Raw genomic sequence first — 22,514 nt, 5'->3', positions numbered from 1 at the left:
GGTCGCTGCTACTCCCCGCGCACCCGCAACGCCCGGGCGAGGTCGTCGAGTTCGTCGACCAGCCTGCGGCGCAGGGCGACGACCGGGCCTGCCTCGCGCAGACAGGCCTCGCCGAGGGCGAGGTGCTCGGCGTCGACGGCGGCATGCGGGAAGGCCCAGCGGCCGATGGCCACGGCGATGGCGGGACCGCGGCGGGCGGCGACCGCGACCGCGTCCTCGTAGTAGCGCGACACGTACTCCCGTACCAGGTCGGCCTGTTCGGGCTGCCAGAAGCCCCGCGCGGTGGCCGTGAACAGGTAGTTGGAGAGGTCGTCCGTGGCGAACATGCCGTCCCAGGCCGCACGCTTGGCCTCCGGGTCGGGCAGGGCGGCGCGGCAGGTCGCTGCGCCCTCCTGCCCGGTGGCGGACGGGTCGCGCTCCAGCTCGCCGGCGATGGCGGCCTCGTCGGTGGCGCCGAGCGCGGCGAGCCGGCCGAGAATGCGCCAGCGCAGCTCGGGGTCGAGTTCCGGGCCGCCGGGCACCGTGCCGTCGGCGAGCCAGGCGGCGATGGTGTCGGGGTGGGCGGCGACGTTGATGAAGTGCCGGACGGCGACCAGACGCAGGCCGGGGTTGTCCCCGTCCTCGGTGCGGCGCATCAGGTCGCGGCACAGGGAGCTGAGGGTGGCGAGGGCGGCCGGACGGTCCTCGGGGCGCAGGTAGCGGTCGGCGACCTGGGCGGAGGCGAAGGCGAGGACGCCCTGCACGAGGGCCAGGTCGGTCTCCCGCGGGAGGTGGGCGCGGGCCGTCTCCAGGTAGGCGGCGGGCGGGAGTTCGCCGTCACGGACGGCGTCCCTGAGGGCGTTCCACACCACCGCGCGGGTGAGCGGGTCGGGCAGCCCCGACAGGCCCGTGCGGATCGACTCGAAGGAATCGGCGTCGAAGCGGACCTTCGCGTAGGTCAGGTCGCCGTCGTTGAGCAGGAGCAGCGCGGGACGCTTGCCGATGGGCTCCGCAGCGGTCTGCGGGACGTCGAGGCCGATGCGTTCGCGCAGGATGAGGCGGCCCTCGTCGGTGAGGTCGCGGTCGTACAGACCGACGGTGACGCGGTGCGGGCGGCTGCCCGCGCGGTCGACGGTCAGGGCGCAGGTGCCGTCGGCGGACTCGATCGCCGGGGTGAGCGTGTCGACTCCGGTGGTGCGCAGCCAGGCGTCGGCCCAGGCGTGCACATCGCGCTCGGTGGCCGCGGCGAGGGAGTCGATGAAGTCGGCGAGGGTGGCGTTGGCGAACCTGTGCCGCTGGAAGTGGATGTTGATGCCCGCGAGGAAGTCCTTCTCGCCGAGCCAGGCCACCAGCTGGCGCAGCGCGGAGGCGCCCTTGGCATAGGAGATGCCGTCGAAGTTCTGCAGGGCGGAGGCGGTGTCGTCGACCGCCTCGGGGGCGACCGGGTGGGTGGAGGGGCGCTGGTCGGCGTCGTAGCCCCAGGCCTTGCGGGTGACGCCGAACTCGACCCACGGTTCGGTGAACCGGGTCGCCTCCAGGGTGGTCTGGTAGCCCATGTACTCGGCGAAGGACTCGTTCAGCCAGATGTCGTCCCACCACTTCAGGGTGACGAGGTCGCCGAACCACATGTGGGCCATCTCGTGGGCGATGACCATGGCGCGGGTCTGCCGCTCGGTGTCGGTGACGGCCGACCGGAAGACGAACTCGTCACGGAAGGTGACCAGGCCCGGGTTCTCCATCGCGCCGGCGTTGAACTCGGGGACGAATGCCTGGTCGTAAGAGTCGAAGGGGTAGGGCTCCTCGAACTTCTCGTGATAGCGGTCGAAGCACGCACGCGTGATCTCGAAGATCTCCTCGGCGTCGATGTCGAGGTGGGGGGCGAGGGAGCGGCGGCAGTGGATGCCGAAGGGCAGGCCGCGGTGCTCGGTGCGCGCCGAGTGCCAGGGGCCGGCGGCGACGGCCACCAGATAGGTGGAGATCAGTGGGGTCGGGGCGGCCTGCCAGCGGCCCTCGCCGAGGTGCTCGGTGATGCCGTTGGCGAGGACGGTCCAGCCCTCGGGCGCGGTGACGGTGAGCTCGAAGACGGCCTTCAGATCGGGCTGGTCGAAGGCGGCGAAGACGCGCTGGACGTCGTCCATGAACATCTGCGTGTAGACGTACGTCTCGCCGTCGGTGGGGTCGGTGAAACGGTGCATGCCCTCACCCGTGCGGGAGTAGCGCATGGTCGCCTCGACGCGCAGTTCGTGCTCGCCGGCGGTGAGGTTCTTCAGCGGCAGCCGGTCGTCGTGGAAGGACTCCGGGTCGAGGGGCTGTCCGTCGAGGGTGACGGCGCGCAGCTCGGTGGGCTTCAGCTCGACGAACGTGTCCCCGTCGGACCGGGCGCTGAACCTGATCACGGTGCGGGAGCCGAAGGTCTCGTCCCCCGTGGTGAGGTCGAGCTCGATCGTGTAGCGGTGGACGTCGAGGAGCTGTGCTCGGAGCTGCGCTTCGTCGCGCGTGATGACGGACATGCAGGCCATGCTGCCTGATGGCACCGACAGCGCACAGGGGTGGTGCGGTACACGGCATATGTCCGGTCCGTGTCCTCTGCACCGCGGGGCCGGTCTCGTGCCCCGTGGCCCGCCCGGGCGGTGCCGTTCCCCCGGTCCCGCCCGGCCCGCGCCGCGGATCAGCCGGTCTCGGCCGGCTGCCCGTTGGCGGTGTCCTCGGCGATGGACTCGTGGTGCCGGATCACCTCGGCGATGATGAAGTTCAGGAACTTCTCGGCGAACGCCGGGTCGAGCTTGGCGTTCTCGGCGAGAGTGCGCAGCCGCTCGATCTGCCGGGCCTCGCGGGCCGGGTCGGCGGGCGGCAGCTGGTGTACCGCCTTGAGCCGGCCGACCTGCTGGGTGCACTTGAAGCGCTCGGCGAGCATGTGGACGACGGCCGCGTCGATGTTGTCGATGCTCTCGCGCAGCCGCTCCAGCTCCTGGCGGACCGCGGGGTCGACGTCACCGGTACCGGTGTTGCTGATGGTCATGGGCGTCAACCCTAAGGGGAACGGCGCCGCCGGATCACCGGCTGATCAGCATGCGATCAGTCGCCGATCATCGGAGGATCGTCCGGATCGGGGATCCGGTCGCTCCAGCCGCCGGGAACGCTGCGGCCCTGCTGGGCGCGGAAGCGGACGGGCGCGAGGCCGACCCGCCGGGTGAACAGGCGGGAGAAGTAGGCGGGGTCGTCGTAGCCGACCCGGCGGGCGACGGCCGCGACCGGCAGTTCGGTGGCGGCGAGCAGCTCCTTGGCACGGCCCAGACGGATGCCGAGGAGGTAGTCCTTGGGGCTGCATCCGGCGGCGCGGCGGACGGCGCCGCGCAGCTCGGCGGGGGTCATGCCGTGCCGGGCCGCGTGCTCGGCGACGCTCATCGGCTTGCAGGCGTCCCGGGCCAGGGCCTGGAGCACCTGGTCGCCGTCGGGGGCGAGATCGGCGCGGGCCCGGCGCAGGGCGACGAGGAGTTCGTGGACGGCGGCGCCGGTCTCGACCTCCAGCAGGGGGTTGCCGCGGCGGGCGGCGCGGGCGATGCGGGCGACGACCGCCCGGGGGCCGGCCGCGTCCGAGAGCGGGACGACGGGCCGCCCGGGCTCGATGTAGCCGAGTTCGGTGTAGGTCGCTGCGGCGGGTCCGGCGAAGTCGACGAAGCCCTCGTCCCAGCCGGTGTCCGGGTCGGGCCCGTAATGGTGCGGCACTCCCGGGGTGAGCCACAGCAGCGCGGGCGCGGTGACGGTCGCACGGCGGCCGTCGGCGCCCTGGTACCAGCCGCGGCCCGTGCTGATCACGACGGCGACATGGTGGTCGAGGGTGCGGGGGCCGACCGTGGGCAGCGCGCCGTACTGGAGGCCGACGCCGAGACAGACCAGGCCGAGGCGGTGGTGGGCCGGGCCGGGGCTGAAGAACCGCATCCAGGTGTGGTACATCGGTGCTCCTCCCGGCGTCGGCGGCGGCGGATTTTTGTCCAAGCAGCGCCGATCTTCGTCCATGGCGCCGATCGCCGCCAGGGCCGAGCCTTGGGTGCATGAGCGAGTTCACGGTGGGGGAATCCGACTTCCTGCTGGACGGGCGGCCGGTACGGCTGCTGTCCGGCGCCCTGCACTACTTCCGGGTGCACGAGGCGCAGTGGCGGCACCGGCTGGAGATGCTGCGGGCGATGGGGCTCAACTGCGTGGAGACGTACGTCCCGTGGAACCTGCACCAGCCGGGTCCGGGGACCTTCCGGGACGTGCAGGCGCTCGGCCGGTTCCTGGACGCGGTCCGCGAGGCCGGCCTGTGGGCGATCGTGCGGCCGGGGCCGTACATCTGCGCCGAGTGGGAGAACGGTGGGCTGCCGCACTGGGTGACGGGTGAGCCGGGCACGCACGCGCGTACCCGTGACGAGCGCTTCCTGTTCCACGTACGGAACTGGTTCCACCATCTGCTGCGCGAGATCGTGCCCCGGCAGATCGACCGGGGCGGCCCGGTGATCATGGTGCAGGTCGAGAACGAGTACGGCAGCTACGGATCCGACAGGGACTACCTGGAGCAGCTCGCGGGCCTGCTGCGGGTCAAGGGCGTCACGGCCGCGCTGTTCACCTCGGACGGCCCCGAGGACCACATGCTCACCGGCGGCTCGCTGCCGGGAGTGCTCGCCACGGTGAACTTCGGCTCCCATGCGCGCGCGGCCTTCGAGACACTGCGCCGGCATCGCCCCGAGGGCCCTCTGATGTGCATGGAGTTCTGGTGCGGCTGGTTCGACCACTGGGGCGGTGACCATGTCGTACGGGACCCCGGGGAGGCGGCGCAGGCCCTGCGGGAGATCCTGGAGTGCGGCGCCTCGGTGAACCTCTACATGGCGCACGGCGGAACGAGTTTCGCGGGCTGGGCGGGCGCCAACCGGGGCGGCGGCGAGCTGCACGAGGGCTCGCTGGAGCCGGACGTGACCTCGTACGACTACGACGCGCCGGTGGACGAGTACGGGCGTCCCACGGAGAAGTTCTGGCGCTTCCGCGAGGTGCTGGCCGAGTACCACCCCGGCCCCCTGCCCGAACTGCCGTCGGCACCCGCACCGTTGGCTTCTCCGGCCGAGGTGGCTCTCACCGAATGGGCGCCCATGGGCGACGTCCTGGAGGCGCTCGGCGGCGAGGAGACCGTCACGGCGGTACCGCCGTCCTTCGAGGAACTGGGCGTCGCCCGGGGCCTGGTGCGCTACGAGGTCCGCGTCCCGGGGCCGCGCCAGCCGTACCCGCTGACGGTGCGCGGGCTCAGGGATCTCGCGGTGGTGTACGTCGACGGCGAGCGGGCCGGGGTGCTCACCGAGGACGAACCCCGGCTGAAGGAGCCCGTCGCGGGGCCCGCGCGCGTGGAGCTGTGGGTGGAGTCCCTGGGGAGGGTCACCTACGGGCCGCGCTCCGGCGAGGCGAAGGGCATCACCGGAGGCGTCCTGCACGAGCGGCAGTATCTGCACGGGGTACGCGCGCGCGGGCTCGATCTGGACGGCTTCGCCGACGGCCTGGACGCGGTGCCCTTCGGCGCGCTGTCCGGGCCCTGCGCCCCGGGACTGTACCGGGGCACCGTCACGGTGCGCGGGGCCGGGGACGCGCGGCTGGAACTGCCGGGCTGGACCCGGGGCTTCGTCTGGGTCAACGGCTTCGACCTGGGCCGCTACTGGTCCGTGGGACCGCAGCGGTCCCTGTACGTCCCCGGGCCGGTCCTGCGGGAGGGCGGGAACGAGGTGTGGGTGCTGGAGCTGCAGGAGGCGGGGCCGCCGTGCGCGCCCCGCCTGCTTCCTGTCTGATCCCCTGCCGATCTGTTCCCCCGCCGACGGCGGCCGCTGCGCACATCGGTCCTTGCCGACGGCGGTCGCCGCGCACATCTCCTCGGGGGGAGGGCAGTCCCCTCGTGACGGGTCGGGCGGACCCCGGTACGAAGATCACGTGGAGTGCCTGCCGAGGACGGAGCCCACGCCCCGCCGGAGCAGCCGACCGGCGAAAATCCCCTCGCACCCGCCTAGAGTGGAATGGAGTTCCGGACGTCTTCTGGGGGTCGGACGTGGCGAACGGCGGACCGGTCGAGCACGGCTACCCGCATCTGGAGACGGTGCGGGCCGCCATCACCGCGCTGTACAAGAGACTGTCCTACGACACCGTCCGGACCTTCTCGACCAGCGTGGCACCCGCCGACGTGGCCTTCAGCGACACGGACGACCTGCATCTGGGCGCGCAGCGCGTGGCCCGCGAGATCGTACGGCACTTCCGGCTGCCGGACGCGCGGCTGATCGTCGGCTTCCGGGAGATGACCCATGCGGCCAACGTCGAACTGGCGGCGGGCCCCGAGTACTTCGTCGAGCTGAACGACCGTTTCCGCACCCACCGCAGGGACATCGGCGCGGCGCTCGCGCACGAGGTGACCCACGTCTACCTGCACCGCCTCAGCCTCGCCTTCCCGAGCACGGCGGAGAACGAGATCCTGACGGACACGGCGACGACCTACCTGGGCGCGGGCTGGCTGCTGCTGGACGCCTACCGTGAGGACGGGGCCTCCTCCCAGAAGCTCGGCTATCTCACCCCGGAGGAGTTCGGATACGTCCTCGCCAAGCGGTCGCTGCTCTTCCACGAGGATCCCGCCGTGTGGTTCACCAGCCCGCAGGCCTACACGGCGTACGGCAAGGGCATGGACCGGGCCCGGCGGGACGAGCAGCAGCCGCCGCTGACCGGGGCCGGCTGGGCGGGCCGCCGCCGCTACGCCCACGACCGCCGCCATGCGCCGGGCGTCCCGCCGGGCGCGCCCTACACCTTCAGCCCCGGCCCCTCCGGTGACCTCCGCGTCTCCTTCCCCTGCCCCACCTGCCACCAACGGATCAGGGTGCCGGTGCGAGGGCGGGTACGGGCGCGGTGCGGGTTGTGCAGGACGGTGCTGGAGTGCGACACGTAGGCTTCCCGCCCTTGCCGGCCGTCCCGGACTCTCCGGACTTGCCGTGCTTGCCGGCCCTCCCGTCCTTGCCGGAGGTTTCATCGGGCGCTTGCGGCGGGCCGGACGACGATTTCGTTGACGTCGACGTCCGACGGCTGGGAAACGGCGTAGGCGATGGCCTCCGCGACGGCGGAGGCGGGCAGCGCTACGGCGCGGTAGGTCTTCATGGCCGCCCGGGCAGCAGGATCGGAGATGCCGTCGGCGAGTTCGGACTCGGTGACGCCCGGTGAGACGAGAGTGACCCGGATGTTCCCGGTGGACTCCTGGCGCAGTCCTTCGGAGATCGCACGGACGGCGAACTTGGTGGCGCAGTAGACGGCGGCGGTGGGCGAGACCTCGTACGCGCCGACAGAGGCGATGTTCACGAAGTGACCGCCGCCCTGAGCGCGCATCACGGGCAGGGCGGCGGCGATACCGTGCAGAGCCCCCCGCACGTTCACGTCGATCATCCGGTCCCACTCGTCGGCCTTCAGCGCTTCCAGCGGCGAGAGCGGCATCACTCCGGCGTTGTTGACCACCACGTCCACTCGGCCGTGGCGCTCGCGGGCGGCGGACACGAAGGCCCGGACATCGGCGGCATCCGTGACATCCAGCCGCTGGAACGCCGCGGTGCTCCCTGCGGCGGTGATCTCCCTGGTCAGCGCATCGAGACGAGCGGTGCGCCGCGCTCCGAGGAGCAGGCGGTGGCCGTCGGCGGCGAGCCGGCGGGCGGTCGCCTCCCCGATCCCGCTGCTCGCTCCGGTGACCGCCACGACCTTGGCTGTGTCCGTCATGCCTGCTGTCCTTCTCGGTAGAGCACGAGGTGCTCGTGGTAGAGCACTCCGCCGCGGATGTCGCCCGTCGCGGTGAACCCGGAGTCGTCGACGTAGTCGATGTGGCTGCCGGTCACCGTGTAGCGGCCGGTGTACGCGCTGCGCCTGCTGCCACGGGCCTCGTCGTACCGTCCGTCCGCACACAGCTCCTGGCGGATGTGACCGTCCGCGGTCACCCACATGCCGACCACGCCGGCATGGCCCTCCTCCGTGTTTCCCGTCATGGCGGGCTCCCCTCGTCCTTGGGTGCTGGTCTGTCCTGCCCGACCGAGTCTGGGTAGGTCGCGGACCGCCGACCAGGACGTGTGCTGCCTGGGTGCGGTGCACCCAGGCAGCACACCGCCCCGCGGCCTAGCCTGAGGACATGACCGACAACCAGCTGGGAGAGTTCCTCCGCGCACGCAGAGCGGCCCTGCGGCCCCAGGATGTCGGCATGGCGAGCTACGGCGTGCGCAGGGTCGCCGGACTGCGCCGTGAGGAAGTCGCCGTCCTGGCCGGGGTGAACGCGGACTACTACACCCGCCTGGAACAGGGGCGCGAACGTCACCCCTCCGCCCAGGTGCTCGACGCGCTCGGCCGCGCCCTTCGACTGGACCCCGACGCCCACGCGCACCTGCACCAGTTGGCCGGGACAACGCCGAGCGAGCGGTTCACGCACACCACCGACCGGGTCGGTCCCGCCCTTCGCCAGCTGATGGACGGCTACCCGGGCGCCCCGGCATTCGTCATCAACCGGACCCTGGACATCCTGGCGGCCAACGCCCTGGCCGAGGCCCTGCACGCACCCTTCGAGCGGGCGGACAATCTGGCCCGCATGACCTTCCTCGACCCGGCGGGCCGGCAGTTCTACACCCGGTGGAGCTACACGGCGCAGGCCACCGTGGGCCACCTGCGCCAGACGGCCGGCCTCGACCCGGACAGCCCGCGGCTGCGGGAACTCGTCCGCGCCCTCACCGAGCGCAGCGCGGACTTCACCCGCCTGTGGAACTCCCACACCGTGCGGGGCAAGACCCAGGACGCAAAGCACTTCCTCCACCCGGACGTCGGACCCTTGACCCTCACCTACCAGGCCTTCGACGTACGTGACGCTCCGGGCCAGCAGCTCGTCGTCTACCAGGCCGAGCCCGGCAGCCCCAGCGCCCAGGCCCTGCACCTGCTCGGCTCCCTGCACGCCACCCCGAACCAGGCCGCCCTGTAGGGGAACCGGCCCAGGGGTTGCAGGGGAACCGGCGGTTGCGGAGGAGCCGTTCTTCTACAGGGGAACCGGCTCTGCGCTGCCGCCGCGGTACGAGCGCGAGGGCGGGCACCGGCTACGCGAGCCAGAGCACGCCGCGCCGGTGACGCGCAGGCGGTACGTCGACCATGTCCGCGGCATCGAGAGCGAGTTCGTCGGCGGCGGAGTTCACCAGCTTCAGGAGAGTCCCCACTTGGGCTCGAAGCCGCTGTCGCGCCCGCCTTTCCTCCAGGGTGGACCATCGGGCGACGGAGCGGTCCCGGTTGTGCCGAGGGAACGAGTGGACCGCCACGGCACGGCGGACCGGGCGAGGCTGGGGCCTTCTGGACTCCTGTGCCGCATCGGCGAAACTGCGAGCGCTGTACCTGAGGTCGTAGGAGACCACGCAATGCCAGGGCTTCCCTGGTGAGCAGTCCTGTGCACGCTCGCTGTGCGAAGGGGGACGATGGTGGGCGGTGCGTGCCATGGGGCTCCGATCGCAGCAACCGCCAGGTATCTCCTGGCGGACTACCTGAAGCCCGTTGGCCCTGCCGAACACTGGTGTTCCATGCGGGTGACCCTATCTCGCCGTCCAAGTCCCGTCCCTGCCCCAATGATTCCGGGAGGGGCGCCGGACGATGCCGACCGAGTCGGTCCGTCACGAGCGGGCGCCGGCGCGAGACCTCCGCCCCGCCGGACGGACCGGACTCCCCTACCCCTGAGCCCCGTACACCGCCCCCGGGCGCTCCGCCTCCGCCAGCAGTTTCAGCGCGGTGTCCCCCGCCTCGGCCGGGGTCCAGCGCGCTCCCCTGTCGGCGCCGGGACCCGGGCGCCAGCCCTCCATGACGGTGATCCGGCCGCCCTCGGCCTCGAACACCCGCCCGCTCACACCGGTACTCGCGGCGGAGCCGAGCCAGACGACCAACGGGGAGACGTTCTCGGGGGCCATGGCGTCGAATCCGGCGGCCGGGGCCGCCATGGTCTCGGCGAAGGCACGTTCCGTCATGCGGGTGCGGGCGGCCGGGGCGATGGCGTTGACCTGGACGCCGTAACGGGCCAGTTCGGCCGCCGCGACCAGCGTCAGCCCGATGATCCCGGCCTTGGCCGCGCTGTAGTTCCCCTGTCCGACCGAGCCCAGCAGGCCTGCCCCGCTGCCGGTGTTCACGATGCGGGCCGCGGGGGTGCGCCCGCCCTTGGTCTCGGCGCGCCAGTGCGCGGCGGCGTGCTTGAGGGGCAGGAAGTGGCCCTTGAGGTGGACGCGGATCACGTCGTCCCAGTCGTCCTCGTCGAGATTGACGAGCATCCTGTCGCGCAGGAAGCCGGCGTTGTTGACGAGCGTGTCGAGCCGGCCGTACGTCTCGACGGCGGTCCGGATCAGTGAGGCGGCGCCCTCGGTCGTCGCGATGTCACCGCCGTGCGCGACCGCCTCGCCGCCCGTCTCTCGGATCTCCGCGACGACGGCCGCCGCCGGGCTGTCCGGACCGGGCACCCCGTCCAGCCCGACACCCAGGTCGTTGACGACGACCCGGGCGCCCTCGGCGGCGAAGGCGAGGGCGTGCGCGCGGCCCAGTCCCCGCCCGGCGCCGGTGACGACGACGACTCGCCCTGCGCAGATTCCGCCCATCCCAGGCCTCCTTGTCAGCGGTGTTCGTTGTCCGTGGTGTTCGTTGTCCGTGGTGTTCGTTGTCCGTGGTGTTCGTTGTCCGTGGTGTTCGTTGTCAGCGGTCGTGCTGTCGGCGGTCTTCCTTGTCGGCGGTCTTGCTGTCAGCGGCCCGTTCTCGGTGACGGTCGTGCTGTCGGCGGTCTTCCTCGTTGACGGTCGCGGCGTCCAGGAAGGCGGGCCGCTCCCCGCCCCCGTGCACCAGCAGGCTCGCACCGCTGATGTAGGCGGCCGCGTCGGAGGCGAGGAAGAGGGCGGCCGCGCCGACATCGGAGGGGGCGGCCAGCCGTCCGAGCGGCACGGTGCGGGAGACCGCGGCGACGCCGTCCGGGCCGCCGTAGTGCAGATGAGACTGCTCGGTGCGGACCATGCCGACGACCAGCGTGTTGACGCGGACCTCCGGCGCCCATTCCACGGCCATGGACGCGGCCAGGTTCTCCAGGCCCGCCTTGGCCGCGCCATAGGCAGCCGAGCCGGGCGAGGGACGGCCGCCGCTCACGCTGCCGACCATCACGACCGAGCCGCGGGTGCGACGGAGGTGCTCGTAGGCGGCGAGGGAGGCGGTCAGCGGGGTGATGAGGTTCAGCTCGATGACGCGCGCGTGCCGCTCGGCGTCCGCGTCGGACAGCCGCCGGTAGGGGGTGCCGCCCGCGTTGTTGACGAGGACGTCGAGCCGGGGCAGCGCGGCGAAGAAAGCGCGGACGGCGGGCGGGTCGCGCAGGTCGAGGGGGGCGAACTCCACGCCGTCGACGGCCTGTTCGGGAGGACGCCGGGCGCAGGCCAGCACCTGGGCGCCGGCCCCGGCGAAGGCTTGCGCGATGCCCGCCCCCACGCCCCGGGTGCCGCCGGTGACGACGACGGTGCTGCCCCGCAGCGTGTTGTCCACAGGCCCTGCCGCGGAGTTTTCCACAGGCTCTCCCGCTCGTCTTCGGCGACTGCTAGCTTCGAAGCCTCACACCTAACAAATGTTTGGTGGAAAGGCGTTGAGTGCGAAGGTAGCTGATGCGTCCATGGGTGTCTCCATGTCGGTTCCGGAAAAGGGGATTTCCGTAGTCACCGTCGACTTCCCGCCGGTGAACGCGTTGCCGGTGCGCGGCTGGTTCGCCCTGGCCGAAGCGGTGCGCGCGGCGGGCCGCGACCCCGAGGTGCGCTGCGTGGTGCTGGCCGCCGAGGGGCGCGGATTCAACGCGGGCGTCGACATCAAGGAGATACAGGCGGCCGGGCAGGAGGCGCTGATAGGCGCCAACCAGGGCTGCGCGGAAGCCTTCGCGGCGGTGTACGAGTGCGAGACACCCGTCATAGCGGCGGTCCACGGGTTCTGTCTGGGCGGCGGGATAGGCCTGGTGGGCAACGCGGACGCGATCGTGGCGAGCGACGACGCCTTCTTCGGGCTGCCGGAGCTGGACCGGGGCGCGCTGGGCGCCGCCACACACCTGGCCCGGCTGGTCCCGCAGCATCTGATGCGTGCGCTGTACTACACCGCGCGCACGGCGAGCGCCGCCGACCTGCACGCGCACGGCTCGGTGTGGCGGGTGGTGCCGCGCGCGGAGCTGCGTGCGGCGGCGCTGGAGCTGGCCCGCGAGATCGCCGCCAAGGACGGACGGCTGCTGCGCATGGCCAAGGCCGCCATCAACGGGATCGATCCCGTCGACGTGCGCCGCAGCTACCGCTTCGAACAGGGCTTCACGTTCGAGGCGAACCTCAGCGGACTCGCCGACCGGGTCCGCGACACGTTCGGGAAGGAGGGTGCGTAGGTGGGCGACAAGACGATGACCGCCGACGAGGTGGTCTCCCGGCTGTCCAGCGGCATGACCCTGGGCATCGGCGGCTGGGGTTCACGGCGCAAGCCGATGGCACTGGTCAGGGCCCTGCTGAGAGCCGGGATCGGAGACCTCACGGTCGTCTCGTACGGCGGCCCGGACGTCGGCATGCTGGCCGCGGCCGGCCGGATCCGCAAGCTGGTCACCGCCTTCGTCACGCTCGACTCCATCCCGCTCGAACCGCACTACCGGGCGGCGCGCGAGCGCGGGGGCTTCGAGCTGACGGAGGTGGACGAGGGGATGTTCATGTGGGGGCTGCACGCGGCCGCCCACCGGCTGCCGTTCCTGCCGGTGCGGGCGGGCGTCGGCTCGGACGTCATGCGGGTGAACCCGGCGCTGCGGACCGTCACTTCACCGTACGAGGACGGGGAGACGTTCGTGGCGATGCCAGCCCTGCGGATGGACGCGGCCCTGGTGCACGTGAACCGCGCCGACCGGCTGGGCAACGGACAGTACCTGGGCCCGGACCCGTATTTCGACGACCTGTTCTGCGAGGCGGCGGACGCGGCCTACGTCTCCTGCGAACGGATCGTCGACACGGCCGAGTTGACGAAGGAGGCGACCCCGCAGTCGCTGCTCCTCAAGCGGCTCGCGGTGACCGGTGTGGTCGAGGCACCGAACGGCGCGCACTTCACCTCCTGCGCACCCGACTACGGCCGGGACGAGATGTTCCAGCGGGCGTACGCGACCACCCCCTGGCCGGAGTTCGCCGAGCGTTTCCTGGCCGGGGACGAGGAGGCGTACCGGTCGTCGGTGCGGGCCTGGCAGAAGGAGCGGGAGCAATGAGCGTCTCACTTGCCACGCGAGCCGAGTACTGCGTGATCGCCTGCGCCGAGGCCTGGCGGGGCGGCGGGGAGATCCTGGCCAGTCCGATGGGGCTGATCCCGTCGCTGGGTGCGCGGCTGGCCCGGCTCACCTTCGCGCCGGACCTGCTGCTCACCGACGGTGAGGCCCTGCTGGTCCGCCCGGACGGCACCCCCGAGGGCTGGCTGCCCTATCGGCAGCATCTGGCCCTGGTGGCGGGCGGGCGCCGGCACGTGATGATGGGAGCGAGCCAGATCGACCGGTACGGCAACCAGAACATCTCCTGCATCGGCGACTGGACGCGGCCCGGGCGACAGCTGCTCGGGGTGCGCGGAGCGCCGCTCAACACACTGAACAACCCGACGAGTTACTGGATCCCGAAGCACTCCCGGCGGGTGTTCGTGCAGCGGGCGGACATGGTGTGCGGGGTGGGATACGACCGGGCGGCGCAGCTGGGGAGTACGGCCCGCTTCCACCGCATCCCCCGGGTCGTCTCCGACCTCGGCGTCTTCGACTTCGCCACCTCCGACCGCTCGATGCGGCTGGCCTCGCTGCATCCCGGGGTGAGCGTGGAGCGGGTGCGGGAGGCGACGGGCTTCGCGCTCACCGTGCCGGACGAGGTGCCGTACACCCGGGATCCCACGACGGATGAGCTGCGGCTGATCCGTGAGGAGCTGGATCCGGCGGGGGCCCGCGCGCGTGAGGTGCCCGAGGGGGCGAGGGGGTGATGGAGACCGCGCTGACCCGGCTGGTCGGGATCCGGCATCCGATCGTGCAGACGGGGATGGGCTGGGTGGCCGGCCCGCGGCTGGTCTCGGCGGCGGCCGACGCGGGGGCCCTCGGCATCCTGGCCTCGGCGACGATGACCCCCGACCGGCTGCGTGCCGCGATACGGGAGGTCCGGTCGCGGACCCGGGCGCCGTTCGGGGTGAACCTGCGGGCCGACGCGGCCGACGCCGCCGACCGGGTGCAGATCATGCTGGACGAGGGGGTGCGGGTGGCCTCGTTCGCGCTCGCTCCCTCCCCCGAGCTGATCACCCGGCTCAAGGAGGCCGGTGTGGTGGTCATCCCGTCCGTCGGTGCGCGGCGGCATGCCGAGAAGGTGGCCGCGTGGGGTGCGGACGCGGTGATCGTGCAGGGCGGCGAAGGCGGCGGGCACACCGGCGAGGTGGCGACGACCGTGCTGCTCCCGCAGGTGGTGGACGCGGTGCGGATACCGGTCGTGGCGGCGGGCGGCTTCTTCGACGGGCGGGGCCTGGTCGCCGCGCTGGCCTACGGGGCGGCCGGCGTGGCGATGGGCACACGGTTCCTGCTCACCTCGGACTCGACGGTGCCGGAGGCGGTGAAGGCACGCTATCTGGCGGCGACGGTCAGGGATGTGACGGTCACCCGGGCGGTGGACGGGCTGCCGCACCGGATGCTGCGCACGGACCTGGTCGACGCGCTGGAGCGGTCGGGCCGCATACGGACCCTCGCCCACGCGGTGCGGCGGGCGGCGGGGTTCCGGCGGCTGTCGGGGCTCACCTGGCGGCAGATGGTCCGGGACGGCCTGGGCCTGAAGCACGGCAAGGAGCTGTCCTGGAGTCAGGTGCTGCTGGCGGCGAACACGCCGATGCTGCTGAAGTCGGCGATGGTGGACGGCCGTACGGACCTCGGGGTGATGGCGTCCGGGCAGGTCGCCGGGGTGATCGACGACCTGCCGTCGTGCGCCGGGCTGGTGGAGCGGATCGTGAAGGAGGCGGAGGAGGTGCTGGCGGGGCTCAGAGGCGTTCGATGATCGTCACGTTGGCCTGGCCGCCTCCCTCGCACATGGTCTGGAGGCCGAACCGGCCGCCGGTGCGCTCCAGTTCGTGCAGCAGGGTCGTCATCAGCCTGACACCGGTGGCGCCGAGCGGGTGGCCCAGGGCGATCGCACCGCCGTTGACGTTGACCTTCTCCGGGTCGGCGCCGGTCTCCTTGAGCCAGGCCAGCACGACGGGGGCGAAAGCCTCGTTGATTTCCACGAGGTCGACGGCGTCGATGGTCAGCCCGGTCTTCTTCAGGGCGTGGGCCGTGGCCGGGATGGGTGCGGAGAGCATGCGGATCGGGTCCTCTCCGCGCACGGAGAGGTGGTGGACGCGGGCACGCGGGCGCAGCCCGTGGTCCCGTACCGCCCGCTCGGAGGCGAGCAGCATGGCGGCGGCTCCGTCGGAGACCTGGGAGGAGCAGGCCGCTGTGACGGTGCCGCCGTCGAGGACGGGCTTGAGCGCGGCCATCTTCTCCAAGGAGGTGTCCCGGCGCGGGCCCTCGTCGACGGTGACCTCCCCGTAGGGGACGATCTCGCGCTCGAAGCGGCCCGTGTCGATGGCCCACACCGCCCGCCGGTGCGAGCGCAGGGCGAACTCCTCCTGGTCCTCGCGGCCGATGCCCCACTTGGCGGCGATCATCTCGGCGCCGGCGAACTGGTTGACGGGCTGGTCGCCGTAGCGGGCGCGCCAGCCGGTGCTGCCGAGGAAGGGGCCGTCCGTCAGGCCGAGGGGGTCGGCGGCCTGACGGGAGGCGAAGGCGATGGGGATCTGGGACATGTTCTGCACCCCGCCCGCGACCACCAGGTCCTGGGTGCCGGAGAGCACGGCCTGCGCGGCGAAGTGCACGGCCTGCTGGGAGGAGCCGCACTGGCGGTCGACGGTCACGCCCGGCACCTCCTCGGGCAGCCCGGCGGCCAGCCAGCAGGTGCGGGCGATGTCCCCGGCCTGCGGCCCGACCGCGTCCAGGCAGCCGAAGACGACGTCCTCGACGGCGCTCGGATCGATCCCGGACCGTTCCATGAGCGCCTTGAGCACATGCGCGCCGAGGTCGGCCGGATGGACCCGGCTCAGCCCTCCCCCGCGCCGCCCGACGGGCGTGCGGACCGCTTCGACGATGTAGGCCTCGGCCATGGCGACTCCCTCGCAGGAAAGGGGTGTTAACCGTGATGTCATTCGCGTACGGCGATCCCGTCCAGCACCATCGACAGGTACTGCCGGGCGATCTCCTCCGGGCTGTGCTGCCCGCCGGGCCGGTACCAGGACGCGGCGACCCACACCGTGTCGCGGACGAACCGGTAGGTGAGCCGGACGTCCAGGTCGGCGCGGAAGACGTGCTCGGCGACCCCGCTTTCCAGCGTGGACAGCCATGCCTTCTCGAACCGGCGCTGCGAGTCGGCAAGAAAGGCGAAGCGGTCCTGGGCCACGAGCTGCTTGCTCTCCTTCTGGTAGATCGCGACGGCGGCGCGGTGCCGGTCGATCTCCCGGAAGGACTCGACGACCAGGGCCTCCAGCGTCTCGCGGGGGCCGAGTCCGGAGGCCAGAACGGCGTCGTAGCCGTCCCACAGCTCGTCGAGGAAGGTCCGCAGGATCTCCTCCAGCATCGACTCCTTGGAGTCGAAGTGGTAGTAGAGGCTGCCCGCGAGCATCCCCGCGTGGTCGGCGATGGTGCGGACGGTGGTGGCGTTGTAGCCCTGCTCTGCGAAGACCTCGGCGGCGGTGCCGAGGAGTTCGCTGCGGCGCGCCTGGGCGGCGGCGGCCGTGGGCTTCTTCGGGGCGGTCACCTGGGGCTTCTTCTTGGTCGGCACGAACCCATTGTGGTCTGCCCGTCGTCAGGGATGCTGGCTGCTGACGGCGACGACCTCGCCGGTCAGGTACGAGGAGTAGCCGGACGCCAGGAACACGATCACGTTGGCCACCTCCCAGGGCTCGGCGTACCGCCCGAAGGCCTCCCGCTCGGTCAACTCCTCGAGAAGTTCGGCCGAGGTGACCTTCACCAGGTGCGGATGCATGGCGAGGCTGGGTGCCACCGCGTTGACCCGGACCCCGTAGGCGGCCGCCTCGATCGCCGCGCACCGGGTCAGCGCCATCACGCCGGCCTTGGCGGCGGCGTAGTGGGCCTGTCCGGCCTGGGCGCGCCAGCCGACGACGGAGGCGTTGTTGACGATCACCCCGCCACCAGTGTCCCGCATGGCGCGCAGGGCCGCCCGGCTGCAGCGGAAGGTGCCGTTCAGCGTGACGTCGAGGACCCGCGACCACTCTTCGTCGGTCATGTCGACGAGGTCGGAAGTCCCGCCGAGGCCCGCGTTGTTGACCACGATGTCGAGCTTTCCGTGCTTCCGTGCGGCAGCCTCGAACAGCGCCTGCACCTGGGCCTCGTCGGTGACGTCGCAGGGCACCGCGGCCACCGCTCCCGGGAACTCCCGGCCCAGCTCGGCCTCGTGCTCCTTCAGGCGGCGCGTGTGCGCGTCGCTGATCAGCACCCGGGCGCCCTCTTCCAGGAAGCGGCGCGCGGTCGCCCCGCCGATCCCCGCGCCGGCCGCCGCGGTGATGACGGCGGTGCGCCCTTTCAGCAGCCCGTGCCCGGGCACGTACACCGGACTCTCGACGCCTGTCATGGGGTCACGCTAACCTACCAAACACTTGTTAGGGAAGGACGGTGACGGCGACCGTGGACCTGACCCACGCCCCGGCCGACGAGGAGTTCCGCGCCGAGGTCCGCGCCTGGCTGGAGGCGCATGTGCCCCGCACCCCGCTCCCCTCCCTGGAGACCGCGGAGGGCTTCGCGGCGCACCGCACCTGGGAGGCCGAACTGGCCGCGGACCGCTGGTCGGTGGTGTCCTGGCCCGAGGAGTACGGCGGCCGCGCGGCCACCCTGTTCAGATGGCTGATGTTCGAGGAGGAGTACTGGGCGGCGGGGGCGCCGGGCCGGGTCGGCCAGAACGGCATCAGCCTGCTCGCACCGACCCTCTTCGACCACGGCACCGAGGAGCAGCGCGCGCGGGTGCTGCCGCCGATGGCCTGCGGCGAGGTGGTCTGGGCGCAGGCCTGGTCCGAGCCGGAGGCGGGCTCCGACCTGGCCTCGCTCACCTCCAGGGCCGTACGGACGGACGGCGGCTGGCTGCTGAGCGGCCAGAAGACCTGGTCCTCGCGGGCCGCCTTCGCCGACCGGGCCTTCGGCCTGTTCCGCAGCGCCCCCGACGCGCCGAAGCCGCACCAGGGACTCACGTATCTCATGTTCGACCTGCGGGCCCCCGGCGTCACCGTCCGCCCGATCTGCCGCCTGGACGGGAAACCGGCCTTCGCCGAGCTGTTCCTGGACGAGGTGTTCGTGCCGGACGAGGACGTGATCGGCGAGCCCGGCCAGGGCTGGCGGATCGCGATGTCCACGGCGGGCAACGAACGCGGCCTCACCCTGCGCTCGCCCGGCCGCTTCCTCGCCTCCGCCACCCGGCTGCTGGAGCTGTGGGAGGCACAGGGCCGTCCGGAGCACGCCCGCGCCCGGGTGGCCGATGCCCTGGCCGGCGCCCGCGCCTACCAGCTGTTCACCTACGCGGCCGCCTCCCGCTTCCTGGACGGCGCCTCGCTCGGCCCGGAGTCCAGCATGAACAAGGTGTTCTGGTCCGAGTACGACCTGGCGCTGCACGAGACGGCGCTCGATCTCCTGGGCGAGGAGGGCGAGTCGGCGGACACCGCCTGGGCGGAGGGCTACGTCTTCGCCCTGGCCGGGCCCATCTACGCGGGCACCAACGAGATCCAGCGCGACATCGTCGCCGAGCGCCTGCTCGGCCTGCCGAAGGGACGCCGCTGATGCGCTTCCTCCTGGACACCGAGCAGCGTGCCTTCGCCGACTCGCTGCACGCGATGCTGACGGCGGCGGACACCCCCGCGGCGATACGGGACTGGAGCCGCGGCGACCATGCGAGCGGCCGCGCGCTGTGGCGTCGAGTCGCCGGGGCGGGGGTGTTCGGTCTCGTGGTCCCGGAGGAGTACGGGGGGCTGGGGCCGCGCCCCGTGGACCTGGCCGTCGCCTTCGTGGAGCTGGGCAGACACGCGGTGCCCGGACCGCTGGCGGAGACGGTCGCGGCGGCCGTGCTGCTCGGCGAGGACCGGCCGGCCAAGCGGTTCCTGCCCGGGCTCGCGGCGGGCGAGACCATCGCGACCGTCGCGGCACCCACCGGGTACGCCCTGGACGGCGACGCGGCCACGCTCCACCTCACCCCGGGCGCCGAGGGACTGCACCTGTCCCCGGGTGCCGGGCCGGTCCGCCGCTCCCTCGACCCCGCACGCCGGCTGACCCCGCTGGCGCCCGGCGGCGAACTACTGACCCCTGGCCCATCGACCGCCCACGCCCTGACCTGGGCGCGCCTGGCCATCGCCGCCCAGGCCCTGGGTGTGGGACTCGCCCTGCTCGACCGGACGGTCGAGCACGTGCGGCAGCGCACGCAGTTCGGCGTCCCCATCGGCTCGTTCCAGGCGGTCAAGCACCGTCTCGCAGACGCAAAGATCGCCCTGGAGTTCGCCCGGCCCCTGCTCTTCGGGGCGGCGGTGTCGTTGCGCCCCGCGGACGTGGCCGCCGCCAAGCTGAGAACCTGCGAGGCGGCGTACGCCACCGCCCGCACCGCGCTCCAGCTGCACGGCGCGATCGGGTACACCGCGGAGTTCGACCTGTCCCTGTGGCTGACCAGGGCCCGCGCCCTGCGTACGGCATGGGGCACGCCCGCCGAGTGCCGGGACACGGTCCTCGAAGGCGCCGGCTAGACCGCCACCACGCCCGCGGCGCGTGCGGCCGTCAGCCACTTCGGGAACTCCCCGACGAGGCGGTCGTACAGCTCGGAGTCGGAGACGCGCAGTGGATCCTGGCCCGCGTGGAAGAAGCCGGCGTTGTCCACGAGCCGCCTGCCGGGCACCGCCAGCTCGTCCAGTTTCCGCAGGAACTCGAACTGCCGGCTGCCCGGGTCACCGAAGCCGACGAACTGCCAGAACAGCGGGAGCCTGGCCGCCTTGCACAGGTAGCGCTCCGCGGCGAGCTTGTTGATCGGGCCGCCGTCGGTCTGGAAGACGACCAGCGCGGGGTCGGTGGCGCCGCTGTCCAGGTAGTGGTCGATGACGGCGTCCATCGCCAGGTGGTAGCTGGTCTTGCCCATGTGCCCGAGCCCGGCGGCGATCCTTTCGATCCGGCCCTCGTGGCCGTCGAGGGCGATGTCGGTGACCGCGTCGATGTCCGTGGAGAAGAACACCACCGGCACCCGGCCGTCGTCGTCCAGATGCGCGGACAGGCCCAGCACCCGGTCGGCCAGCGCCTGCACGCTGCCGTCCTTGTAGTAGGGCTTCATGGAACCCGAGTAGTCGATCACCAGGTACACGGCGGCCCGCAGCCCGTCCAGGCCGTGCTTGCGCAGACAGACCCCGGCCGACCGGTACGGCCCGACGAGCGCGGGTGCGGTCTCCTCCACCTTGCGCAGACTGATCGCGGCCATGCCCGGCTCCCCCTCGCCTCGCGTTCCCGGAGGCCGAGCCTATGTGACCACCGGGCCCCGCCTCTCGCTCCCGTTCGAGCGGTTCGATATTTTGATCGGCGCCGTCCCCACCGGCTCACCCTGTCCCGAACATCCTCAGAGGAGCCGGCCGTGACCGCCGAGTCCGCCGTGACCACCTGCTTTCGTCACCCCAAAGTGGAGTCCCACGTCCGCTGCACGCGCTGCGACCGCTACATCTGCCCGTCGTGCATGCGGGAGGCCGCCGTCGGGCACCAGTGCGTGGAGTGCGTGAAGGAGGGCACCCAGTCGGTCCGGCAGGCGCGCACGGCGTTCGGCGGCCGGATCAGCGCGGTGCCGATGGTGACATACGTCCTGATCGGTCTCAACGTGCTCGCCTACCTCGCCGAGTTGGCCCGCCCCTCGGTCGAGGACCGGTTCGACATGCTGGGCACCGTGCCGGCGGGCTACTTGCCGGAGGGCGTCGCCCACGGCGAGTGGTACCGGCTGCTGACCGGTGCGTTCCTGCACCTGACGCCTGGCGAGGGCACGTTCGGCATCACTCACATTCTGTTCAACATGCTGGCGCTGTGGAACATCGGCCGGGTGGTCGAGGCACAGCTGGGCCGGGCCCGCTATCTCGCCCTGTACCTGCTGTCGGCGCTCGGCGGCTCGGTGCTGGTGCTGCTGATCGCCCCCGAGACCCGAACGGTCGGCGCCTCCGGCGCCGTCTTCGGGCTGGGCGCCGCCTACTGGGTCATGAGCCGCCGCCTCGGCTACGACATGCGCGCGGTCAACCGGTACATGGGCGGTCTGCTGGTGTGGCTGGTGATCTCCGCGTGGGCGACCTCCTGGCAGGGCCACCTCGGCGGACTGCTGGCGGGCGGGGCCGTGACCCTGGCGTACGCGTACGCGCCCCGGGACGCGCGACGCACCCTGGTCCAGGCGGGTGCGTGCGTGGCCCTGCTGGCCCTGCTGCTGGTCCTCGCCTGGGTCAAGGTGTCGGGACTCACGGGCGGGGCGGCCGGATGAAGCGAGCCGGAATCCTGCTGTTCGCGGCCGTGCCGGTCCTCGTCACGGCGACGCTGTACGCCGTCGGCCCCGGATCGTCCGGCGACGCGCAGGACAGCCACGTCTCCGCCGCCCAGCAGACCCGCCAGAAGGCCAAGGCGCGGGCGGAGTCGGAGCGGTCCCAGGACGCGGAGGCCGTCGCCGACGCTCCGCCGGGCCTGGCCGCGCCCGACAGGAAGGAGCTGGCGCAGCGGATCGTGGCGAGCGCGGAGAACTCCACGCTGAACTGGCGCAGCGCCTACGGCTACATCGAGGACATCGGCGACGGGCAGGGCTACACCGCCGGCATCATCGGCTTCTGCACCGGCACCCACGACCTGCTGACCCTGGTGAAGCGCTATACCAAGGCCCACCCGGGCAACGGTCTGGCGGAGTACCTGCCGGCCCTGCGCAAGGTCGACGGCACGGACTCCCACGAGGGCCTGGACCCGGGCTTCACCGCGGCCTGGAAGGCGGAGGCGAAGCTCCCGGCCTTCGGCAGGGCCCAGGAGGAGGAGCGCGACCGCGTCTACTTCGACCCGGCCGTCCGCCTCGCCAAGCTCGACGGCCTCGGCGCGCTGGGCCAGTTCGTCTACTACGACGCGATGGTCTTCCACGGCCCGGGCACCGGTCCCGACAGCTTCTACGGCCTGCGCGAACGCGCCCTGAAGGAGGCCGACACGCCCTCCGAGGGCGGCAGCGAGAAGAACTACCTCGACATCTTCCTGGACATCCGCCGCAAGGCCATGAAGAGGAAGAAGCCCACCATCGACACCACGCGCATCGACACGGCCCAGCGGGAGTTCCTGTACGACGGCAACCTGGAGCTGCGCACGCCGCTGGAGTGGCGGGTGTACGGGGAGACCTACCGGATTCCGTAGGCGCGGGGCTCGGGGCGTTTGCACGCCGAAAAGGCGGCGGCGCCTGCCCAGT

The 22,514-nt window shown here is 72.2% G+C and carries 22 protein-coding genes; 11 read left to right on the top strand and 11 right to left on the bottom strand.

The window, feature by feature from the left end; genetic code table 11:
• Nucleotides 1–8 precede the first annotated feature (8 nt).
• From pepN to ACIRU3_RS13815, 3 genes are all read right to left on the bottom strand, one after another.
• Nucleotides 9–2,489 carry an aminopeptidase N gene (gene pepN / locus ACIRU3_RS13825; protein ID WP_404055747.1) on the bottom strand — a complete coding sequence of 827 codons (2,481 nt, stop codon included), beginning with the start codon at nt 2,487–2,489 and terminating at the stop codon, nt 9–11.
• Nucleotides 2,490–2,647: 158 nt separating this feature from the next.
• The gene (locus tag ACIRU3_RS13820) at nt 2,648–2,998 is read right to left on the bottom strand and encodes a chorismate mutase (protein WP_404055745.1); all 351 of its coding nucleotides are present in this window, start codon (nt 2,996–2,998) and stop codon (nt 2,648–2,650) included.
• 56 nt (nt 2,999–3,054) lie between these two features.
• Nucleotides 3,055–3,933, bottom strand: coding sequence for a helix-turn-helix domain-containing protein (locus ACIRU3_RS13815; protein WP_404055743.1), 879 nt, complete (start codon nt 3,931–3,933; stop codon nt 3,055–3,057).
• Between the two features lie 98 nt (nt 3,934–4,031).
• On the opposite strand from ACIRU3_RS13815, the gene ACIRU3_RS13810 reads away from it, so the two are divergent.
• A complete protein-coding gene (locus ACIRU3_RS13810) occupies nt 4,032–5,786 on the top strand; it encodes a beta-galactosidase family protein (RefSeq protein WP_404055741.1) in 1,755 nt (584 codons plus the stop codon).
• Nucleotides 5,787–6,040: 254 nt separating this feature from the next.
• Nucleotides 6,041–6,922: a hypothetical protein gene (locus tag ACIRU3_RS13805; RefSeq protein WP_404055739.1), complete on the top strand. Its 882-nt coding sequence runs from the start codon at nt 6,041–6,043 to the stop codon at nt 6,920–6,922.
• Between the two features lie 77 nt (nt 6,923–6,999).
• Here the strand turns inward: ACIRU3_RS13805 and ACIRU3_RS13800 are convergent, their stop codons facing one another.
• Nucleotides 7,000–7,734, bottom strand: a complete 735-nt coding sequence (locus ACIRU3_RS13800) for an SDR family oxidoreductase (RefSeq protein WP_404055737.1) — start codon at nt 7,732–7,734, stop codon at nt 7,000–7,002.
• Nucleotides 7,731–7,997: an Atu4866 domain-containing protein gene (locus tag ACIRU3_RS13795; protein WP_404055735.1), complete on the bottom strand. Its 267-nt coding sequence runs from the start codon at nt 7,995–7,997 to the stop codon at nt 7,731–7,733. The genes ACIRU3_RS13800 and ACIRU3_RS13795 overlap by 4 nt, the downstream gene beginning before the upstream one ends.
• Before the next feature lie 140 nt (nt 7,998–8,137).
• Between ACIRU3_RS13795 and ACIRU3_RS13790 the strand changes: the two genes are divergently transcribed.
• Complete coding sequence (locus ACIRU3_RS13790; protein WP_404055733.1) at nt 8,138–8,971, top strand: helix-turn-helix transcriptional regulator; 834 nt, start codon at nt 8,138–8,140, stop codon at nt 8,969–8,971.
• A gap of 727 nt (nt 8,972–9,698) precedes the next feature.
• Here ACIRU3_RS13790 and ACIRU3_RS13785 read toward each other — a convergent pair.
• On the bottom strand, nt 9,699–10,610 hold the full coding sequence (locus ACIRU3_RS13785; RefSeq protein ID WP_404055731.1) for an SDR family oxidoreductase: 912 nt from the start codon (nt 10,608–10,610) through the stop codon (nt 9,699–9,701).
• A 94-nt stretch (nt 10,611–10,704) separates the two neighbouring features.
• Nucleotides 10,705–11,556 carry an SDR family oxidoreductase gene (locus ACIRU3_RS13780; RefSeq protein ID WP_404055729.1) on the bottom strand — a complete coding sequence of 284 codons (852 nt, stop codon included), beginning with the start codon at nt 11,554–11,556 and terminating at the stop codon, nt 10,705–10,707.
• A 100-nt stretch (nt 11,557–11,656) separates the two neighbouring features.
• On the opposite strand from ACIRU3_RS13780, the gene ACIRU3_RS13775 reads away from it, so the two are divergent.
• The 4 genes from ACIRU3_RS13775 to ACIRU3_RS13760 are packed head-to-tail and all read left to right on the top strand — an operon-like array spanning nt 11,657 to nt 15,047.
• On the top strand, nt 11,657–12,400 hold the full coding sequence (locus ACIRU3_RS13775) for an enoyl-CoA hydratase family protein (RefSeq protein ID WP_404055727.1): 744 nt from the start codon (nt 11,657–11,659) through the stop codon (nt 12,398–12,400).
• A complete protein-coding gene (locus ACIRU3_RS13770) occupies nt 12,401–13,252 on the top strand; it encodes a CoA transferase subunit A (protein WP_404055725.1) in 852 nt (283 codons plus the stop codon). It abuts the gene before it with no gap.
• A complete protein-coding gene (locus ACIRU3_RS13765; protein ID WP_404055723.1) occupies nt 13,249–13,998 on the top strand; it encodes a CoA-transferase subunit beta in 750 nt (249 codons plus the stop codon). Before ACIRU3_RS13770 ends, ACIRU3_RS13765 begins: the two co-directional genes overlap by 4 nt.
• Nucleotides 13,998–15,047 (top strand): NAD(P)H-dependent flavin oxidoreductase, encoded by a 1,050-nt coding sequence (locus tag ACIRU3_RS13760; protein WP_404055721.1) that lies wholly within the window; start codon nt 13,998–14,000, stop codon nt 15,045–15,047. The genes ACIRU3_RS13765 and ACIRU3_RS13760 overlap by 1 nt, the downstream gene beginning before the upstream one ends.
• On the opposite strand, the gene ACIRU3_RS13755 is transcribed toward ACIRU3_RS13760, so the two are convergent.
• From ACIRU3_RS13755 to ACIRU3_RS13745, 3 genes are read right to left on the bottom strand one after another with little or no spacing between them, the layout of a single operon-like run.
• Nucleotides 15,031–16,188: an acetyl-CoA C-acetyltransferase gene (locus ACIRU3_RS13755; protein ID WP_404055719.1), complete on the bottom strand. Its 1,158-nt coding sequence runs from the start codon at nt 16,186–16,188 to the stop codon at nt 15,031–15,033. The genes ACIRU3_RS13760 and ACIRU3_RS13755 overlap by 17 nt on opposite strands.
• A 38-nt stretch (nt 16,189–16,226) precedes the next feature.
• Nucleotides 16,227–16,862: a TetR/AcrR family transcriptional regulator gene (locus ACIRU3_RS13750; RefSeq protein WP_404055717.1), complete on the bottom strand. Its 636-nt coding sequence runs from the start codon at nt 16,860–16,862 to the stop codon at nt 16,227–16,229.
• Between the two features lie 24 nt (nt 16,863–16,886).
• Entirely contained in the window at nt 16,887–17,672 is a 786-nt protein-coding gene (locus ACIRU3_RS13745) for an SDR family oxidoreductase (protein WP_404055715.1), read from the bottom strand.
• 53 nt (nt 17,673–17,725) lie between these two features.
• Between ACIRU3_RS13745 and ACIRU3_RS13740 the strand changes: the two genes are divergently transcribed.
• Together ACIRU3_RS13740 and ACIRU3_RS13735 are read left to right on the top strand one after the other, a co-directional pair.
• Nucleotides 17,726–18,865 carry an acyl-CoA dehydrogenase family protein gene (locus tag ACIRU3_RS13740; RefSeq protein ID WP_404056227.1) on the top strand — a complete coding sequence of 380 codons (1,140 nt, stop codon included), beginning with the start codon at nt 17,726–17,728 and terminating at the stop codon, nt 18,863–18,865.
• Nucleotides 18,865–19,815 (top strand): acyl-CoA dehydrogenase family protein, encoded by a 951-nt coding sequence (locus tag ACIRU3_RS13735; protein WP_404055713.1) that lies wholly within the window; start codon nt 18,865–18,867, stop codon nt 19,813–19,815. The genes ACIRU3_RS13740 and ACIRU3_RS13735 overlap by 1 nt, the downstream gene beginning before the upstream one ends.
• On the opposite strand, the gene ACIRU3_RS13730 is transcribed toward ACIRU3_RS13735, so the two are convergent.
• Nucleotides 19,812–20,534, bottom strand: a complete 723-nt coding sequence (locus tag ACIRU3_RS13730; RefSeq protein ID WP_404055711.1) for a VWA domain-containing protein — start codon at nt 20,532–20,534, stop codon at nt 19,812–19,814. The genes ACIRU3_RS13735 and ACIRU3_RS13730 overlap by 4 nt on opposite strands.
• A 150-nt stretch (nt 20,535–20,684) precedes the next feature.
• On the opposite strand from ACIRU3_RS13730, the gene ACIRU3_RS13725 reads away from it, so the two are divergent.
• Together ACIRU3_RS13725 and ACIRU3_RS13720 are read left to right on the top strand one after the other, a co-directional pair.
• On the top strand, nt 20,685–21,563 hold the full coding sequence (locus tag ACIRU3_RS13725) for a rhomboid family intramembrane serine protease (RefSeq protein WP_404055709.1): 879 nt from the start codon (nt 20,685–20,687) through the stop codon (nt 21,561–21,563).
• Nucleotides 21,560–22,462, top strand: a complete 903-nt coding sequence (locus ACIRU3_RS13720; protein ID WP_404055707.1) for a chitosanase — start codon at nt 21,560–21,562, stop codon at nt 22,460–22,462. The genes ACIRU3_RS13725 and ACIRU3_RS13720 overlap by 4 nt, the downstream gene beginning before the upstream one ends.
• Nucleotides 22,463–22,514 lie beyond the last annotated feature (52 nt).

It is taken from the genome of Streptomyces sp. NPDC101151 (assembly GCF_044768335.1).
In the GTDB taxonomy this organism is placed as follows: domain Bacteria; phylum Actinomycetota; class Actinomycetes; order Streptomycetales; family Streptomycetaceae; genus Streptomyces.
The sequence above is the reverse complement of the archived record's forward strand: the minus strand, read 5'-3'. Positions and strand labels throughout refer to the sequence as shown.

What these genes read in the sequence shown, in the direction of transcription:
- pepN (WP_404055747.1), bottom strand. Translation starts at nt 2,489, where the DNA reads ATGTCCGTCATCACGCGCGACGAAGCGCAGCTCCGAGCACAGCTCCTC.
- ACIRU3_RS13820 (WP_404055745.1), bottom strand. Translation starts at nt 2,998, where the DNA reads ATGACCATCAGCAACACCGGTACCGGTGACGTCGACCCCGCGGTCCGC.
- ACIRU3_RS13815 (WP_404055743.1), bottom strand. Translation starts at nt 3,933, where the DNA reads ATGTACCACACCTGGATGCGGTTCTTCAGCCCCGGCCCGGCCCACCAC.
- ACIRU3_RS13810 (WP_404055741.1), top strand. Translation starts at nt 4,032, where the DNA reads ATGAGCGAGTTCACGGTGGGGGAATCCGACTTCCTGCTGGACGGGCGG.
- ACIRU3_RS13800 (WP_404055737.1), bottom strand. Translation starts at nt 7,734, where the DNA reads ATGACGGACACAGCCAAGGTCGTGGCGGTCACCGGAGCGAGCAGCGGG.
- ACIRU3_RS13795 (WP_404055735.1), bottom strand. Translation starts at nt 7,997, where the DNA reads ATGACGGGAAACACGGAGGAGGGCCATGCCGGCGTGGTCGGCATGTGG.
- ACIRU3_RS13790 (WP_404055733.1), top strand. Translation starts at nt 8,138, where the DNA reads ATGACCGACAACCAGCTGGGAGAGTTCCTCCGCGCACGCAGAGCGGCC.
- ACIRU3_RS13785 (WP_404055731.1), bottom strand. Translation starts at nt 10,610, where the DNA reads ATGGGCGGAATCTGCGCAGGGCGAGTCGTCGTCGTCACCGGCGCCGGG.
- ACIRU3_RS13775 (WP_404055727.1), top strand. Translation starts at nt 11,657, where the DNA reads ATGGGTGTCTCCATGTCGGTTCCGGAAAAGGGGATTTCCGTAGTCACC.
- ACIRU3_RS13765 (WP_404055723.1), top strand. Translation starts at nt 13,249, where the DNA reads ATGAGCGTCTCACTTGCCACGCGAGCCGAGTACTGCGTGATCGCCTGC.
- ACIRU3_RS13760 (WP_404055721.1), top strand. Translation starts at nt 13,998, where the DNA reads ATGGAGACCGCGCTGACCCGGCTGGTCGGGATCCGGCATCCGATCGTG.
- ACIRU3_RS13755 (WP_404055719.1), bottom strand. Translation starts at nt 16,188, where the DNA reads ATGGCCGAGGCCTACATCGTCGAAGCGGTCCGCACGCCCGTCGGGCGG.
- ACIRU3_RS13745 (WP_404055715.1), bottom strand. Translation starts at nt 17,672, where the DNA reads ATGACAGGCGTCGAGAGTCCGGTGTACGTGCCCGGGCACGGGCTGCTG.
- ACIRU3_RS13735 (WP_404055713.1), top strand. Translation starts at nt 18,865, where the DNA reads ATGCGCTTCCTCCTGGACACCGAGCAGCGTGCCTTCGCCGACTCGCTG.
- ACIRU3_RS13730 (WP_404055711.1), bottom strand. Translation starts at nt 20,534, where the DNA reads ATGGCCGCGATCAGTCTGCGCAAGGTGGAGGAGACCGCACCCGCGCTC.
- ACIRU3_RS13720 (WP_404055707.1), top strand. Translation starts at nt 21,560, where the DNA reads ATGAAGCGAGCCGGAATCCTGCTGTTCGCGGCCGTGCCGGTCCTCGTC.